Raw genomic sequence first — 14,827 nt, forward strand, 5'->3', positions numbered from 1 at the left:
GCGGTCCGGCGTCGAGCCGCGCGACGAGGCGGCGCGCGTCGTCGGTGGGACGGAGGGTAAGTACGCCGTCGAGCGCGGCCTCGGCGGGGTGGGGCCAGGGGCGGGCCCGCGTTCCGGTGGCGATCAGCAGCCGGTCGTACGGCAGCGGCTCCCCGTCGGCGAGGAGCACCCGCCTCCTGATCCCGTCCAGACCGACGGCACGCACTCCGAGCCGCCAGTCCGCGTCCACCTCGCGGCGGGACGGCAGCCCGACATCCCGCGCGCCCACCCGCCCGAGCAGCACCTGTTTGGACAACGGCGGCCGGTCGTACGGAGGATCGGGCTCCTCCCCGACCAGGGTCAGCGAACCGGTGAAGCCTTCCGCGCGCAGCGCTTCGGCGGCGCGCAGCCCGGCCAGGGAGGCGCCGACGATGACGATCCGGCCGTCGAGCCGCTCACCGGACACCGGCGCCCGCTCGCTCCCCGGCGCCGGTCCGCCCTCCGGTGCCCGCGCGCTCCCCGACGAGGATGGCCTGCACCGGACAGGCCGTCGCCGCGCGGAGGACCCGTTCACGCTGGTCGTCGGGGACGGCCGGGGTGTACATGAGGGCCTCCTCGCCATGCAGTTCGAACACCTGCGGGGCGAGGAACGCGCATTGTGCGTAACTCTGACAGCGATTGAGATCGACGACGATCTGCATCCCGGACCACTCCTCCGTGCCGCCCGCCGTCTCCGTCCTACTCCTTGCGGGGGAGTGGCGCGAGTGGAGCGGACCCGGTCGTGCGAGTACCCCATGGGGGTATATCCTTGGGGAGTCCCGCCGGACGACCAGAGGAGAGGTCCATGAACACCGCGCTGAGGATCACCGCCTTCGCCGCCATGCTCGCGGCGGCCTTCGGTGTCGCGTACGGGGTCGGGGGCGCCGTCGATCCCGTCACGGCGGACCCGCGGCCGGCGAAGCATGAGCCCGAGCCCGCGCCTGCCGTGTCGCACGAGCCGTCCCACGGGATGCCCCGCTAGCCGGTGCCCTCCCGGCTGCTCCCGCCCCGCTCCTGCCCGGTTGTCGGTGCCGGTGAGCTGCTGACTTGCCTGGAAGGAAAGTCAAGGGTAACTTTCCTCCTGGGCAAGTGAAGCGAGGGTGGGAGGGCGAGTGACGTGAGCACGTCCGTCAATGCAGAACAGGCGTGGAGGGACCTTCAGCGCATCCGAGTACCGCAGGAGCGGGTGTACGACGAGGTCGAGCGGTCCGCCGCGGGCGGCTCGGGCGGTACCTGGGCCACGGCCGTGCTGATGTGGCTCTTCCTGGCGGGGCTGGGCCTGGACCTGCCGTGGTGGGGTGTGGGGCTGGTCATGGCCCTGTACGTCGCGCTGCTGGGCGCGCTGGCCGTGCTCCACAACCGCCGGAGCCGGGTCCGTCTGCACCACACCCATTGCACCCGGCGGATGTTCGGCACCTTCGTCGCGGGGGCGGTGGTGACCGGCGGGACGACCCTGCTCTCCGGCCATCTGGTCGACTCGCTGGAGCCGATGTCCGCCAGTCTGATCCAGGCCACGGTCTCGGCGACGGTGTTCGTGCTGTTCGTCGGGCCGACGAGCCGCTGGGCGGCCGGTTCGGCGCGGGGCCGCGGCATACGGACCGCGGGCGAGGGGGCGGACCGATGAGCGTCCCCGCCGGCTTCGACGAGCTGATCCACCCCGCCACCCGGCTGTCGGTGGTCGCGCTGCTCGCCGCCACCGAATGGGCGGACTTCGCGTTCGTCCGCGACAGCCTCTCGCTCAGCGACTCCGCGCTCTCCAAACAGCTTCACACCCTTGAAGAGGCCGGATATCTGGAGCTCCACAAGGACGGCGGCGGCCGCAAGCGGCGGACCAGGGTACGGCTGACGGACCACGGCCGCACCGCCTTCGAGGGGCACGTCGCGGCGCTCCGGGCGATCGTCGAGGGCGCCGGCCCCCAGGCGGCGGCCGAAACACCACCACCACGACAGCGACACCACTCGGGGGCGAGTTGATGACGTCGGATCACATGCACACCCAGCCGGTCGTCCACGCGCGCGACGTGACGATGACGTACGGCGACATCGAGGTCCTCCACGGCGTCGACCTGGACATCCACCGCGGCGAGGTCTTCGCGTTGCTCGGACCCAACGGCGCGGGGAAGACCACCACGGTCGAAATCCTGGAGGGCTTCCGGCGGCGTTCCGCCGGTGAGGTGAGCGTCCTCGGTACGGACCCGGAGCTGGGCGACGACGCGTGGCGCGGCCGGATCGGACTGGTCCTGCAGTCCTGGCGCGACCACCGCCGCTGGCGGGTCGCCGAGCTGCTGACGCACTTCGCCATGTACTACCCCGACCCGCGCGACCCGGCCGAGCTGCTGGCCCTGGTCGGCCTCACCGACCAGGCCGGCCGGCAGGTGGAACGGCTGTCCGGCGGCCAGCGCCGGCGGCTGGACGTCGCGCTCGGCATCATCGGCCGCCCCGAGCTCCTCTTCCTGGACGAGCCGACCACCGGCTTCGACCCGGAGGCGCGGCACGGGTTCCACGTCCTGGTCGAACGGCTGGCCCGCGACGAGGGCGTCACCGTCCTGCTCACCACCCACGACCTGGTGGAGGCCGAGCGGCTCGCCGACCGGATCGCCATGCTGGTCGGCGGCCGGATCCGGGCCTGCGGCACACCCGCGGAACTGGCCCGGCGGGCCGCCGCCCAGGCCGAGGTCCGCTGGACGGCCGACGACGGGACGTCCCGCCGCGAACGCACCGAGGATCCCTCACAGTTGGTCTGGGAACTCCACCGGGACGCGCACGGCCCGATCCCCGGCCTGGAGGTCCGCCGCCCGACGCTGGAGGACACCTATCTGCACATGGTGAACCGGGAGGCGGACGGCGCGGACAGCGACGCGGACAAGGAGGCACAGGCCGCATGAGGAAGACACCCATGACGAACGGTGTGCGTGCCGGGCTCCAGCGCGGCGGCATCGAACTGCGGCACCTCCTGCGCAACGGCAAGGAGATGTCCGGCCATCTGACCAACGTGGTCGTCGCGCTGCTCGTCGCCGCCTACATCAGCGACGACGTGCCCGGCACTCGAACCCCGATGTCCGATCTGATGCTGGCGGGCTTCGCCGCCTATCTGCTGTTCCAGGTCGGACTGATCAACCTCCCGCAGATGCTCGTGGCCGAGCGGGAGGAGGGCGCTCTGCTGCGGCTGCGTGCCACGCCCGGCGGGATACCGGCCTACCTCGTCGCCAAGTGCGTGCTGATCGTCGTCGTGGCGGTCGGCACCGTGGCCCTGCTCCTGGCGGCCGGGGCGCTGCTGGTGGACGGGCCGCTGCCGCACGGGCCGGGCGCCTGGCTGACGCTGCTGTGGGTCACCACGCTCGGGCTGCTCGCCGTCGTACCGCTGGGCGCCGCCGTGGGAGCGGTGCTGCCCAACCCCCGCGAGGCGCTGGCGTTGGTCATGCTGCCGACGATGGTGCTCCTGTTCATCTCCGGAACGGTGTTCCCGATCACCTCGCTGCCCGTGCCGGTCCAGCAGGTGGCCGCGGTCTTCCCGCTCAAGTGGATGGCGCAGGGCCTGCGTTCGGCGCTGCTCCCCGACGCGGCACGGACCGCCGAGGCGGCCGGCTCCTGGGAACTGCCCATGGTCGCCCTGGTCCTGGCCGCCTGGGCGGTCCTCGGATTCCTCCTCGCGGTGCCACTCCTGCGCCGTGCCGCCCGTCGCGAGTCCGGCTCGCGCCTGTCCGAGCGGCACCGCAAAGCGGCACAGAGCGGCGCGCTGGCCGGGTAGACGGCGATCCGGCGCCGGGCGCGGTGTTCCGGTGCCGGACAGGACCGGGACCGGGCACCGAACCGGCGCGGCGCCTCCCGGTCAGGCGGTGCCCGTGTAGAGGTCCTCGGGCATGTCGGGCGAAATCCCCTGCCGTGTCAGGGCGTCGGCGTAGTCGCGGCGTATCCGCGGGTCCTCGTCCTCGTACGGCAGCAGGCTGCCGCCCTCCCGTACGCTGACGAGCACCCCGGGACGGCCGCCCACGATCGGGTTGCCGGCCCGTCGGATGCCCGTCGGGTGTTTCACACCGCCGCGGAAGGCGAGCTGCCGTGCGGTCTCCGCGCCGGTGTTGAAGTGCTGGTGGAACCACTTGCTCGGCGGGCTGTAGACGGAGCCCTCGCCCCACTCCACCCGCACCACCCGGTCGCCGTTGCCCGATTCGTACGGGCGGCTGCCCGCCTCCTGCGGCCAGATCAGGACATAGCCGCTGGACCGCAGACCGAAGAGAACGGCCCCGCCGAGATGGTGGTGTGCCTTGTGGTAGCGGCCCACCGGCCAGGAGGTGATGTGCGCGGCGATCGTGTTGCCGGCCATCTCGAAGACGGTCGCGTCCACACCACTGCCCTTGACCCCCAGCGAGTCCAGCGCGATCTCATGAACATCGGCGATGAAGTTGGTCTCGGCGACACCGCCGAAGTAGTTCTCGTACCGTCTGGTGGCGGAGTAGTAGCCGGTCCCGCCGGGCGGGAACCGGTCGGTGAAGCGGTAGTCGTTGGCGAAGACGAAGTCCTCGTTGTGGAACAGGTCCAGCACCATCGGCGCGTCATTGACGGCCATGTAGACAACGGGCTCCGACCCGGTGTTGTGCAGGACATAAGCGCAGTTGAGCGGGATGGCGAAGAAACTGCCCCGCTGCCACTCGAAGCTGGTCCTGTGCGAGTCCCCGGGCAGCCAGACATCGGCCGTGCCGCGCCCCGACAGGACGGTGATGAACTGCTGGTGGAGGTGCTGCTGACGCTCCAGCGACCGGCGGGCGGCGATCTCGCCGATCTGCATACCGGTGAAGCCCTCCATACCGTGGAGATGGACGAAGGCCGCCCGGCCCCCGGTGCGCGCCCAGTCGGCGCGCTCCACCGTACGGACATCGGCGATGCCGTAGCCGCGGTGGACCGGGATTCCCTCCTTGCGCATCCAGGTGTCGTAGAAGGTCTCCCGGGCCTGGCCGGACGGTGCCATCGGTCACTCCTCTTCCATCGCGTTCCATCGCGCGACTCATGCGTCGTGCGGTTCGTCAGTCGTAGAACTCGTCCATCCGGGAGGCGATGCCGTGTGCGGCGCACGCCTCGCGGTACATCCGCCGGACCGCCGGATCCTCGTCCGCGTAGTCGATCTGGTCGCCGCCGAGCCGGGTGCTGATGGAGGACATCGGCAGCCCGGTCGCCGGGTCCCGGCGTGCGTTGAGATGGCGCAGGGCGAGATAACGGGCGGGCGTCGCACCGGTGTTGAAGTGCTGGTGGAAGGTCTCGCCCGGCGGAATGACCAGCGAGCCCTCCGCCCAGTCGTACCGCCGGATGGGCTCGCCCTCCCGCCACATCAGGCTGTAACCGGTGCCGCTGAGGATCACCACATGGGCGCCGGGCGAGTGCCGGTGTGCCTTCTTGTACGTACCGACGGGGAACTCCGACACATGCGCCATCATCGTGTTCCTGGCCAGCTTGAACTGGACGTTCGTGCCGCCCGCGCCTCGCTCGCGGTACGCGACGAGCTGGAAGTCCCGTACGTCGGGGATGAAGTTGCTCTCCCACAGCCGGCCCGTCAGCGTGCCCTCGCCACTGAAGTAGCCGGACTCTCCGGAGAAGCGGGACGGGAAGTCGTAGGGGCAGTCGAAGACGAACCCCGCTTCGTCGAACAGGTTGATGACCACGGGGGCGTTGGTGACGGCGAGCAGAGTCGCCGGCTCCTCACCGCTGCTGTTGAAATGCTGGTAGCGGACATTCAGCGGGATCGCGAACAGGGACCCGTGCTGCCACTCGAAGCTCTGCGGCTCCCCGCCGGGCCCCCACACCGTCGTACTGCCCCGCCCGGAGAGCACATAGATCATCACCTCGTGCAGATGGCGCACGGGGTGGAGATGCTGCCCGGGCGGGATCCGGCACACGTAGCAGTCGTTGCTCCGGTCGCTGGCGTCGTGGTGGATGAAGCAGCCGTGACCGCCCGTCCGCGCCCAGGGCTTGAGCGGGACCTCCCGGAGATCGGGGATATGAAAGCCGGGGACGATGTCGATGCCCTGGCCGTGGGACCACCGGGCGTACGCGGTGGGCGGGGCGGGTGCCCGCCGCGGCTGCGCTGTCATGACTGCCTCCAGAAAGGGGTCTTCTCCTGCGGGTACCGCGGGCTACTGCGCTCTACGGCCGGCTACTGCGGGCCGAGCAGCTCGATCAGCATCTTCTGGAGCCGCTTCACATCCTTGGTGAGGACGTTCCAGCCGTAGCTGTCGTAGTACTCGCTGCCCGCCTGGGGGACGGTCGCGCCCAGATCCGCCGGCACCGGCACATCCGCGCGGTTGCTCGGCACCTGGAGCGCCTTCGTCCACACGGCGTTGCCGTCCTTGCACACCAGCCAGTTGACCAGCAGCTTGGCCGCCTCCGGGTGCGGAGCCTTGTTGTCGAGGGCCAGCAGGCTGGAGCCGCCGGTCGCCACGGGCGGCGCGCCGGTGAGCTTGAGCTGCTTCAGCGGCAGCCCCTCGGCCAGCGCCTCCTCGGTCTCCGCGGTCTGGAGCGACAGACCGAAGGCGAACTTGCCCCGGGCGATGTCGTCCAGCTCCTGGCGCTGGTCGGTCAGCAGGGTCGGCTTCTGGTCGACATAGAGCGACTTGACGAAGTCCTGGCCGTAGGCCTGCTCGAAGGCGCCGACATCGTAGATGGCCCCGCCGTTGGAGCGCGGGTCGTCCACCACGATCTTTCCCTTCCACTTCGGATCGAGCATGTCCTCGAAGGAGGTCAGCTCGCCGTCCTTGACCAGGTTGGTGTTGACCACCACACCGGAGTCGACATAGTTCGAGAGCTGAAGGATCTTCTCCTTCTCGGGATCGACCCACTTGGGCGCCCCGTCACGCCAGTTGGCCGCGGTGAGCAGCGCCGGGTCGAGCGCGTCCTTGAGGGAGGTGAGCCAGCCCTCGCCGTAGTAGGTGCTCGACATGGTGTTGCCACCGCCGCCGAAGACGTCATGGGTGTAGATGCCGGCCTTGCGTTCGGCCTGGAGCTTGGCCGCGATATCACTGTTGCGGCCGCCGACATAGGTGACCTTGACACCGTAGGTCTCCTCGAACGCCTTCGGTATGTCGGTACGCACACTGCCGTCCGGCGTACCCGTCATCACCACCTCCCCTTCCTTCTTGGCCGCTCGGGCCAGGGTGCCGTCGGGGTCGGGACAGCCCGTGGAGACACGCGTACCGCCGGCGCGGCCCGCGTCCGCGCTCTCCGGGGAATCGTTGGACGTGCCTCCCGCGCAGCCCCCGAGGAGCAGCACCGCGGCGGCGGGGAGAATGAACCCGGCCTTCGTCGTCATCGACATGGCCCTCACCTGATTCTCTGTGCGAGTGAGCGATATGGCTGGGGGGTGTCAGGACCATAGCCATCACGTTCGCGTCACTGGAATACTCGCGTAGAATATTCCACCAGCAGGAATGCCGGGCTGTTCCTTGGGGCTCCGAAGGGCTGTGCGGCGCGGACCTGTTCGGCGTGCGTCTATTCGGCCCGGTTCTGTTCGGCGCGGTCCTGTTCGGCGTGGACCGGCAGTGTCATGGCACCGAGCCCGCTGATCGAGGTGTACAGCACATCGCCGGGCAGGATCGGCCCGACACCGGGCGGTGCGCCGGTGAAGAGCACATCGCCGGGATTCAGTGTCATCATGCGCGACGCGTAGGCGACGATCTCCGGTACCGGAGTGATGAATGCGGAGGTGTTGACCGCCTGCCGCTGCTCGCCGTTGCAGGTCAGCAGGATGTCGAAGCCGGCCGGATCGCCCGCCTCGTCGCTGGTGGTCAGCCAGGGGCCCAGCGGGCTGAAAGTGTCATAGCTCTTGCGCCGCGACCGGTCGGCCGCGCTGCGTACGGTGATGTCGAGACCGATCGTGTAACCGAGCACATGCTTCAGCGCGTTCTCGACCGGGATGTCCTTGCCGCCCGTACCGATCACCACCACGAGTTCGGACTCGTGGTGGATCTCGCTGCCCTCCTCCAGCACATCGCGCGGCAGCACGATGCCGTCCGAGGGCCCCACGACCGACGACGGAGCCTTGAGGAACACATCGAAGTTCATCATCCAGGACTCGACCTGCCCCAGTGTGCGGCGCTGCACCGAGTGCATCTCGTCGACGTGTGCCTGGTAGTTGCTGGCCGAAGCGATGATCTTGGTCGGTCCCAGCACCGGCGCGGCCAGCCGTACCGACTCCAGCGGCCGGCCCCGGCCGTTGGCCGCGGCCTCCTCCAGGGCGGGCGCGAGCACCGCGAAGTCCCGGCACAGGCCACGCCACCAGCCCGCGAGCAGCGGATCGGGATCGTGCGGCCACGGCAGTACGGCCGTGACATCCACGATGTGGTCCCCGGTCACCACACCCAGGCGCCGGTCGTCGAAGATCGCGAGTCTCATACGCCCACCGAGTCCTTCGGCCGGAGCGCCGCCGGGGTGAACACACCGGTCACCCGCTGATGGGTGTCGAGCGCCAGTTCCCGGTGGATGCCCAGAGCCCGCAGTACGGGGCTGTCGCCGATGGAGAACAGGTCCGCGCCCTCCTCACTGGCATGCTCGGCCGCGGCCCAGGACGGTACGACGAACATGTCACCGGCCGACCAGTCGAAACGCTGCCCCTCGATCACCGACGAACCTGAACCCCGGTGCACCACGAACACACTGTTGCCGGTGCGCCGTACGGGCAGCGTCCGCGCGCCCGGTACCAGCCGGTGCATCGCGCAGTTCATGGTCGGCAGCACACTGGCACCGGTCTCGGGACTGACGAACTCGATGCTCACCAGCGGCTCCCCGCTCTCGGCGGCCAGCCGCGACAGCTCCCGGTCGGTGTCCTGCCACCGGTAGACCAGCAGCGGTGAGTGTTCGGCGGTGAGTACGTCCCGTACCGCTCCGCTGACGAAGCGCGGCCCCGGACCGGCCTCCCGCTCCGACCGGTTGTGCGGGTCCGAGTCCGGCTGCCGCACATCGGGGTACGGTTCGAAGAACACCGCGTCCAGCGCCTCGATCATCGGCAGATCCAGTCCGTCGAACCACAGCATCGGGCCGTCGCTGGCGCTGCTGTGGTCGTGCCAGTTCCACGACGGTGTGAGAATCAGGTCACCGGGGTGCATGTCGCACACATCGCCGTCCACGGTGGTCGCCACCCCGTCCCCGGACAGGATGAAGCGGATGGCGCCCGGGGTGTGCCGGTGGGCCGGTGCCGTCTCGCCGGGCCCGAGGCACTGGATCGCGCCCCACAAGGTCCCGGCGGCGTACGGCAGTCCGCCCAGCCCCGGATTGCCGAGGCTCAGCACCCGCCGCTCCCCGCCGCGCTCCACCGGCACCAACCGCAGCGCCCGCTCGGCGAGTTCGGTCAGCACCTCGGAACTCCACAGCCAGGGCACCGAGCGCGGGCGCGGTGCCGGCGGCAGCAGATCACGGGTGATCGTCCACAGCGGATGCAGGTCGACCGCGGCCAGATCCCCGTACAGGGCCGCCAGTTGGGTTTCTTCGTCTTTCATGGGTCCCTCTGTCATGGGTCCTCCGTAAGTTGTTAGGCGGCCCGGGAGGGCCGGGTGTGGCTTATGGGTTCTTGCCTTCAGTGGCTTCGAAGGAGTGGCCGCCCGGTTCTCCGGGGCGCCCTGGCTGCTGATTGAGATGTGCGTGCTTCGTGCGGTTGCTGATTACGGAGATGACAGCGGGGTGTTCCTCGGGCCGATGGCACACTGTTGGAACTGGGGAGGGGCGAGTGAGCGAGCGGCGGGCCCGGGTCTGGGCCGGCATCGACGCAGGCGAGGGCCACCACTGGGCGGTGGCGGTCGATGAGACCGGCGCAACCTTGTGGTCGAAGAAGATCGACAATGACGAGTCGGCGATCCTGGCTGCGCTCGGCGAGATCCTGGAGCTGGCCGGGGAGGTCCACTGGGCAGTGGACATCTCCGGCACATCCTCCGCCCTGTTGCTGGCTCTGCTCGCCGCCCGCGGCCAGCAGGCCGTCTACGTTCCCGGCCGCACGGTCAACCGCATGTCGGGCGCCTACCGGGGCGAGGCGAAGACCGACGCCCGTGACGTCTATGTCATCGCCGAAACCGCCCGCCAGCGCCGGGACTTCGCCGTCATCGACGTGCCTGCCCAGCTGGCCGCGGACCTCGCTCTGCTGACCGCCCACCGATCCGGCCTGGTCGCCGGCCGGGTCCGGCTGGTCAATCGGCTTCGCGACGTGCTGACGGGCATCTTCCCCGCGCTGGAGCGGGCTTTCGATTACAGCAGCCACAAGGGTGCGCTGGTGTTGCTGACCGGCTACCAGACCCCGGCTGTCCTTCGCCGTCGCGGCCGGGCCCGGCTCACGGCCTGGCTGGCCAACCGCGGTGTCCGCGGCGCCGACGCGGTTGCGGCGACTGCGCTGGAAGCCGCGCAGGCCCAGCGCACCGCACTGCCCGGAGAAGACGTCGCCGCCCAGATCGTCGCCGACCTGGCCGCGCAGGTCCTGGCCCTGGACGACCGGCTCAAACGGATCGACAAGCAGATCCGCGACACGTTCCGCAGTCACCCGCAGGCGGAGATCATCGAATCCCTGCCCGGCATGGGCCCGGTACTCGGGGCCGAGTTCGTCGTGTCCGCCGGCGACTTGTCGGCCTACGTCGACGCCGGTCACCTCGCGTCGGCCGCCGGGCTGGTGCCCGTCCCGCGTGACTCCGGACGCCGCACCGGCAACCTGCACCGGCCCAAGCGCTACAGCCGCCGCCTGCGACGGGTGTTCTACATGTCCGCGCAGACCAGCATCATCCGCGAAGGACCGAACCGGGACTTCTGCCTCAAGAAGCGGGCAGAGGGCTGCAAACACGTCCAGGCCGTCATTGCCCTGGCCCGCCGACGAGCGAGTGTGTTGTGGGCTCTGCTGCGTGACGGACGGGTGTTCACCTCCGCTCCGCCGGTCACGCAGGCGGCTTGACTTCGTCATTGAGACTCTTTCGCCTGTGGTGCTCGTCATGAGGTGGTGCCCGTCATGGAGCCGTGCCCGTCACGCATTGGTGCCGGGCTCCGCGTCCAGCCGGGCGCGGACCTCGTCCGGAGGCAGGCCGATCCCGAAGCGGGCCACCGATTCGAGCAGCGAGGCGCGTCGGCACCAGGCGCGGGCCCGCTCCGGATCGGCCGCGACGGCCCGCAGCTCCTGGTGGTTGGCGTGCCGCTTGGCCTCGTCGCGCTCACTGATCCGCTCGGTGTTGCGCTTGGTGTCGGCCTGTACGTACTCCAGGGCCACCCGGCGCCGTACCTCGGCGAACGCCGCCAGCTCGGCGTCCTCGTCCGCGCCGTCGAGAAGGACGCGTGCGAGCCGGCGGGAGAGGTCGACCGCGTCGTGGATACCGCTGTTGAGGCCCACTCCGCCCAGCGGACTGTTGATGTGCGCCGCGTCGCCGATCAGCGCGCACGGCCCGGCCACGAACGACTCCGCGACCCGCTGGTGGACGTGGTAGACCTGATGGTCACCGATCTCGTAACCGCCTGGCAGGGGTGCTATGCCCTGGAGCCGGCTCTGCATCTCCGCCGGATCGGTGGCACTCTCGTACGTCTGGCCGGGCGGCACCGGATACACCGCGCGCCAGGACTCCGGTGTGCGCAGCAGGAACAGCCACTCCTCCGGATCGGCCACATAGTTGACATCGGCGATGTCGGGGATGAGCGCGCGGAAGTCGGCCGAGGTGCTCGCGATCAGGAACCGCTCGGGGTAGGTGAACCCCCGGAACTCCACCCCCAGCAGCCCGCGGGCCGTACTGCTCGCGCCGTCGGCGGCCACCAGGAAGCAGCCGCGCAGACTCACACCGCCCTCCGCTCCCCGCCCCTCCACGATCACACCGTCACCGCTCGTCCGGATCGCGGTGGCCTCGATGCCGTAGTGCAGTGTGGCGTTGGGCTCGTCCGCGAGCCGCTCCACCAGCATCCGCACCAGGTGCTGCTGGTTGAGCTGAAGCCGGTGCGGATACTTCGTCTCGTCCTTGAGCAGGGTGAAGTCGAACTCGGCCACCAGCCCGGCCCGGCGGTCCCGGTACTGGTAGCGCGGCACCGTCAGCCCTTCGGTGTGCATCTGCGCCGCCAGGCCCAGTCCGTCGAGGAGTTCGAGGGTCGGCGGATGGAACGTCGACGCACGCCAGTCGGTACGCGGCTCCGGCTCCCGCTCGATGAGGTGTACCCGTACACCCGCCCGGGCGAGGGCCCAAGCCGCGGTGACGCCGACGGGGCCGCCGCCCAGGATCAGCACCGGTAGCCCACGATGATTCGACACGAATGTCATAGCCCAAACCTTAGTGATTATTCCGTGCGCCGAAAGAGTTGACGCTACTATTCCGATATGAAGAACTCAGTCCGCGATGAACCCCACTCGGCCGGCCCGTACTCCCCGCAGTCCGGCCTCTCATCGGTCGACAACGCCCTCCAGTTGCTGCATCTCATCAGCGAGCGCCGCGCGCTGCGGGTCGCCGAGGCCGCCGACGATCTGGGCGTCGCCCGATCCACCGCGCACCGGCTGCTGACCGCGCTGCGCCGCCAGGGCTTTGTCACCCAGGACAAGCCGAACGGTGTCTACCGGCCCGGCCGCGCTCTGCTGGAGATCGGTCTCGCCGCCATCGGCCGCGTCGACATCCGGCACGCGGCCAGGCCCGTACTGGAAAAGCTCAGCGAGGACACCCGCGAGACGGTCAGTCTGCTTCTGCTGGAAGGGAATTCGGTCCGGTTCATCGACTGCGTCGAAGGCTCCCGGTCGGTGCGGGTGGCCACACGTACGGGCATCGTCCTGCCGGCGCACTGCACAGCCGGCGGCAAGGCGATCCTGGCGGCGCTGCCCGCCACCGATCTGGGCCGCCGCTACCCCACCCGGCAGTTGGACACCCGTACCCCCAACTCCATCGCGAACTGGGGCCAGTTGGAGACCGAGCTGGACGAGATCCGTGAGGTCGGGTACGCGGTGAACTTCGGCGAGGGCGAGAGCAGCATCTGCGCGGTGGGCATGGCGATCTACGATCTGATCGGCTACCCGCTCGCGGCGATCGCCGTGGCCGTACCGCACTCCCGGCTGGAGACGGCCGGTCAGGCCAGGGAACTCGCGCCGCTGCTGCTCGAAGCCCGGCTGTCGGTACGGGACGCGCTCAACGAGACGGCCTGAGCCGGGGATCCGGCGCCATGGCGGCGGTCTGGAACGTACCGGACCGCCGTTGACAGTGTGCACGGCGCGTGCGGTGCCCGCGGTGTGCCGGGCCTGTGCGGCATTCAGTGTGTTCATAGCGAGAACACCATCGACTTGAGCGAGACCGGTACGGTCCCGGACTTGGGCAGCACCGCGCCGATGTCCACGAAGTGCAGGTCACCGACCGCGATTCCGTCGACGGAGATCACCGGCACCCGGACACCCTGGTCGTACAGGATGCCCCCGACGGTCCTGGCGATATCGCCCTCGAAGAGCAGACACAACGGCCTGCCCGCCTCGATCCGCTCGCTCAGACCGCGCCGTATGCCCTCCACGAAGGCATCGAGGCGTGGGAAACTCGGCAGCCCGCTCCACCGGAACGCGAACACCACCGCGTCGCCCGGGCCGGTGCCGGAATCCGAGAGAGCCCGCCGGACGGCGGCCTCGACCGACCGCGGATCGACCGTGTCGGGCAGTTCGACCTCGGGCCGTACCACCCGCAGATTGTGCAGCGGCAGCAGGTCCGGATCGTCGATGTGAATGGTGTTCCCGCTCACCTGCACGGTGTACTGGGACGCCCCCAGCACCGTCGCCCTGATCGCCCGGCCGGTGTCCTCCACCGGGCCCGGCAGCCGGTCCGCCCGCTCGGTCAGCGCACGGCCGAGCAATGCGCCCAGATCACCGAACTCCCTTGACTCACGGCCGTAGAGATACTCGGCGACCCCGCCGGAGAACACCACGGCGTCATACGGACCTTGCTCGGCCAGCGGCCCGGTGAGCCGAGTCCAGCCGAGACCGTCGAGCGGTGCGGGCACTCCGTTGACCTCGGCGAGGACGGTGTCGGCCATCAGCGCCGCCACCTCCCGCAGTTCGGGCTCCCACACCCGGTCGCCCAAGGCCCAGTCCAGTCCCAGCGATCCGGCCAGCCGCCGGCCCGCGGGTTCCAGCCGTACGATCCGTCCCGCGCCGTCCACGACGATCAGCCGTGCGCCGAGATGCAGCGCACCGGTCGCCAAAACACTGCCGGACTTTGACACCGACAGCTTGGTGGTGCCGCCGCCGATGTCGATGTTGAGCACCCGTGAGTGATCGCGCGCGCTTCTGGCCACCGCGCCCGAACCGTGGGCGGCGAGTGTCGCCTCCATGCCGTGGCCGGCCGTGGCACAGATGAAACGCCCCGTCCTGGCGGCGAACAGATCCGCGATGGCGCGGGCGTTGTGGCGGCGGGTGGCCTCACCGGTGAGGATGACCGCCCCGGTGTCGACCTCTTCGGCCCGTACACCGGCGTCCACGAACGCCGCGTCGACCAGGGCCGTCAGGCGCTCCTCGTCGATGCGGCGGCCCTCGGCGTACGGAGTGAGGGCGACGGCCGACTCATGGATGATCTCCTTTCCGACGACCCGGAAGGCACTGGACAGTTCGCGTCCCATCCGCCGCAGGGTCAGCCGGGAGAAGAGGACCTGGCTGGTGGCCGAGCCGATGTCGATGCCCACACTGGTGAGGACGATCTGATCGCGCTCCCGGAGCGGATGAGCCGGGTCGTCGGCCCCGATGGTCACACCATGGTCATGGTCATGGTTGCGGCCGTGATCGTGGTCCTGGCCGTCGTGGGTGCCGGTGTGACCGTGGTGGTGCTGACCGTGGAGGTGTGTCCCGGTCAGGACGCTGTCGGACATG

At 69.9% G+C, this 14,827-nt stretch carries 16 protein-coding genes; 7 read left to right on the top strand and 9 right to left on the bottom strand.

What is annotated here, in order from left to right:
- The coding region (locus tag WH07_RS14010) for an FAD-dependent oxidoreductase (protein WP_046500147.1) at positions 1–445 on the bottom strand (445 nt) is incomplete at its 3' end.
- Complete coding sequence (locus WH07_RS14015) at positions 435–680, bottom strand: ferredoxin (protein ID WP_046500149.1); 246 nt, start codon at positions 678–680, stop codon at positions 435–437. The genes WH07_RS14010 and WH07_RS14015, both read right to left, overlap by 11 nt.
- 143 nt (positions 681–823) lie before the next feature.
- Between WH07_RS14015 and WH07_RS39730 the strand changes: the two genes are divergently transcribed.
- The 5 genes from WH07_RS39730 (at position 824) to WH07_RS14035 (ending at position 3,766) form a co-directional block, all read left to right on the top strand.
- Entirely contained in the window at positions 824–1,000 is a 177-nt protein-coding gene (locus WH07_RS39730) for a hypothetical protein (protein ID WP_157877338.1), read from the top strand.
- Positions 1,001–1,135: 135 nt separating this feature from the next.
- Positions 1,136–1,642, top strand: coding sequence for a hypothetical protein (locus WH07_RS14020; protein WP_046500151.1), 507 nt, complete (start codon positions 1,136–1,138; stop codon positions 1,640–1,642).
- On the top strand, positions 1,639–1,992 hold the full coding sequence (locus WH07_RS14025; RefSeq protein ID WP_046500153.1) for a transcriptional regulator: 354 nt from the start codon (positions 1,639–1,641) through the stop codon (positions 1,990–1,992). Before WH07_RS14020 ends, WH07_RS14025 begins: the two co-directional genes overlap by 4 nt.
- A complete protein-coding gene (locus tag WH07_RS14030; RefSeq protein ID WP_046500154.1) occupies positions 1,992–2,903 on the top strand; it encodes an ABC transporter ATP-binding protein in 912 nt (303 codons plus the stop codon). Before WH07_RS14025 ends, WH07_RS14030 begins: the two co-directional genes overlap by 1 nt.
- 11 nt (positions 2,904–2,914) lie before the next feature.
- Positions 2,915–3,766, top strand: a complete 852-nt coding sequence (locus WH07_RS14035) for an ABC transporter permease (RefSeq protein WP_046500156.1) — start codon at positions 2,915–2,917, stop codon at positions 3,764–3,766.
- A gap of 81 nt (positions 3,767–3,847) precedes the next feature.
- On the opposite strand, the gene WH07_RS14040 is transcribed toward WH07_RS14035, so the two are convergent.
- From WH07_RS14040 to WH07_RS14060, 5 genes are all read right to left on the bottom strand, one after another.
- A complete protein-coding gene (locus WH07_RS14040; protein WP_046500158.1) occupies positions 3,848–4,981 on the bottom strand; it encodes a hypothetical protein in 1,134 nt (377 codons plus the stop codon).
- A 55-nt stretch (positions 4,982–5,036) separates the two neighbouring features.
- Positions 5,037–6,098, bottom strand: a complete 1,062-nt coding sequence (locus WH07_RS14045) for a cupin domain-containing protein (protein ID WP_046500159.1) — start codon at positions 6,096–6,098, stop codon at positions 5,037–5,039.
- A 62-nt stretch (positions 6,099–6,160) separates the two neighbouring features.
- Complete coding sequence (locus WH07_RS14050; protein WP_046500162.1) at positions 6,161–7,318, bottom strand: ABC transporter substrate-binding protein; 1,158 nt, start codon at positions 7,316–7,318, stop codon at positions 6,161–6,163.
- Between the two features lie 173 nt (positions 7,319–7,491).
- The gene (locus WH07_RS14055; protein WP_046500163.1) at positions 7,492–8,394 is read right to left on the bottom strand and encodes a fumarylacetoacetate hydrolase family protein; all 903 of its coding nucleotides are present in this window, start codon (positions 8,392–8,394) and stop codon (positions 7,492–7,494) included.
- Positions 8,391–9,494, bottom strand: coding sequence for a cupin domain-containing protein (locus tag WH07_RS14060; protein WP_063775764.1), 1,104 nt, complete (start codon positions 9,492–9,494; stop codon positions 8,391–8,393). The genes WH07_RS14055 and WH07_RS14060 overlap by 4 nt, the downstream gene beginning before the upstream one ends.
- A 227-nt stretch (positions 9,495–9,721) precedes the next feature.
- On the opposite strand from WH07_RS14060, the gene WH07_RS14065 reads away from it, so the two are divergent.
- A complete protein-coding gene (locus WH07_RS14065; protein ID WP_046500169.1) occupies positions 9,722–10,924 on the top strand; it encodes an IS110 family RNA-guided transposase in 1,203 nt (400 codons plus the stop codon).
- Positions 10,925–10,993: 69 nt separating this feature from the next.
- Here the strand turns inward: WH07_RS14065 and WH07_RS14070 are convergent, their stop codons facing one another.
- Positions 10,994–12,262: an FAD-dependent oxidoreductase gene (locus WH07_RS14070; protein ID WP_079023211.1), complete on the bottom strand. Its 1,269-nt coding sequence runs from the start codon at positions 12,260–12,262 to the stop codon at positions 10,994–10,996.
- A gap of 57 nt (positions 12,263–12,319) precedes the next feature.
- Here WH07_RS14070 and WH07_RS14075 point away from each other — a divergent pair, with 57 nt between their 5' ends.
- On the top strand, positions 12,320–13,129 hold the full coding sequence (locus WH07_RS14075; RefSeq protein WP_046500172.1) for an IclR family transcriptional regulator: 810 nt from the start codon (positions 12,320–12,322) through the stop codon (positions 13,127–13,129).
- Positions 13,130–13,242: 113 nt separating this feature from the next.
- On the opposite strand, the gene WH07_RS14080 is transcribed toward WH07_RS14075, so the two are convergent.
- Entirely contained in the window at positions 13,243–14,826 is a 1,584-nt protein-coding gene (locus WH07_RS14080) for an ethanolamine ammonia-lyase reactivating factor EutA (protein ID WP_046500174.1), read from the bottom strand.
- Between the last annotated feature and the right edge of the window lies 1 nt (position 14,827).

Source organism: Streptomyces odonnellii (assembly GCF_000981895.1).
Classification (GTDB): domain Bacteria; phylum Actinomycetota; class Actinomycetes; order Streptomycetales; family Streptomycetaceae; genus Streptomyces; species Streptomyces odonnellii.